The organism is Corallococcus sp. 4LFB (assembly GCF_046520365.1).
In the GTDB taxonomy this organism is placed as follows: Bacteria; Myxococcota; Myxococcia; order Myxococcales; family Myxococcaceae; genus Corallococcus; species Corallococcus caeni.
In genome coordinates, this window is sequence record NZ_JBKGHJ010001060.1 from 1 (window position 1) to 1,082 (window position 1,082).

The 1,082-nt window shown below is 74.1% G+C and carries 1 pseudogene; it reads left to right on the forward strand.

Going from position 1 to position 1,082, the window contains the following annotated elements:
- A pseudogene (locus tag ACLEQD_RS44030) lies at positions 1-1,082 on the forward strand (acyltransferase domain-containing protein); the annotation flags it as partial.

The window sequence follows — 1,082 nt, forward strand, 5'->3', positions numbered from 1 at the left end:
CTACGTGGAGGCCCACGGCACCGCGACGCCGCTGGGCGACCCCATCGAAGTGGCGGCCCTCACGCGCGCGTACGGCCTGGGCGCGGAGCACCGGGGGCGCATCGCGCTGGCGTCGCTGAAGACGAACGTGGGCCACCTGGACACGGTCGCGGGCCTCGCGGGGCTCATGAAGGCCGCGCTGTCGCTGCACCACGGGGAGATTCCCCCCAGCCTCCACTTCGAGCGGCCCAACCCGCAGATCGACTTCGACGCGGGGCCGTTCTTCGTCAACACCACCTTGCGGTCGTGGCCCCGGGGCGAGACGCCCCGCTTCGCCGCGGTCAGCTCCTTCGGCATTGGCGGCACCAATGCCCACGCGGTCCTCGAGGAAGCCCCCATGCGGCAGAGTGGTTCCACCACGCGGTCCCACCAGCTCGTCGTGCTGTCCGCGCGCTCGCAGGAGGCCTTGCAGGCGGCCGCGCGGCAGCTGGACGCGCACGTGGCGGAGGGCGTGGACGCGCAGGCGCTGGCGGACCTGGCGTTCACGCACGCCGTGGGCCGCAAGGCGTTCGAGTACCGCAAGGCCTTCGTGGTGAAGGACGCGGCGGACCTGGCGCGGCAGCTGCGCAAGCCGGTGGTCGCGGTGAAGGGCGAGAAGCGCGCGCCGCGCGTGGCGTTCGTGTTCTCCGGCCAGGGAGCGCAGCGGGTCGCGATGGGGCGCGAGCTGGCGGAGGCATCGCCCCGCTTCCGCGCGCACCTGGACGCGTGCCTCGCGCTGCTGGAGGCGCCGCTGCGGCGCGCGTGTCGAAGCTGCTGTCGCCCGAGGCCGGCGCGGAAGCCGAGTCCTCCGCGGCCCTGGCGGATACGCGCGTGGCGCTGCCCGCGTTGTTCAGCGTGCAGGTGTCGCTGGCTCGGCAGTGGCAGGACCTGGGCGTGACGCCCTACGCGGTGATGGGGCACAGCTTCGGGGAGTACGCGGCGGCGTGTGTCGCGGGCGTGCTGTCCCTGGAGGACGCGATGCGCCTCACGGTGGCGCGTGGGGAGCTGATGCATCGCATGCCGCCGGGGGCGATGCTCGCGGTGGCGCTGCCGGCGGCGCAGGT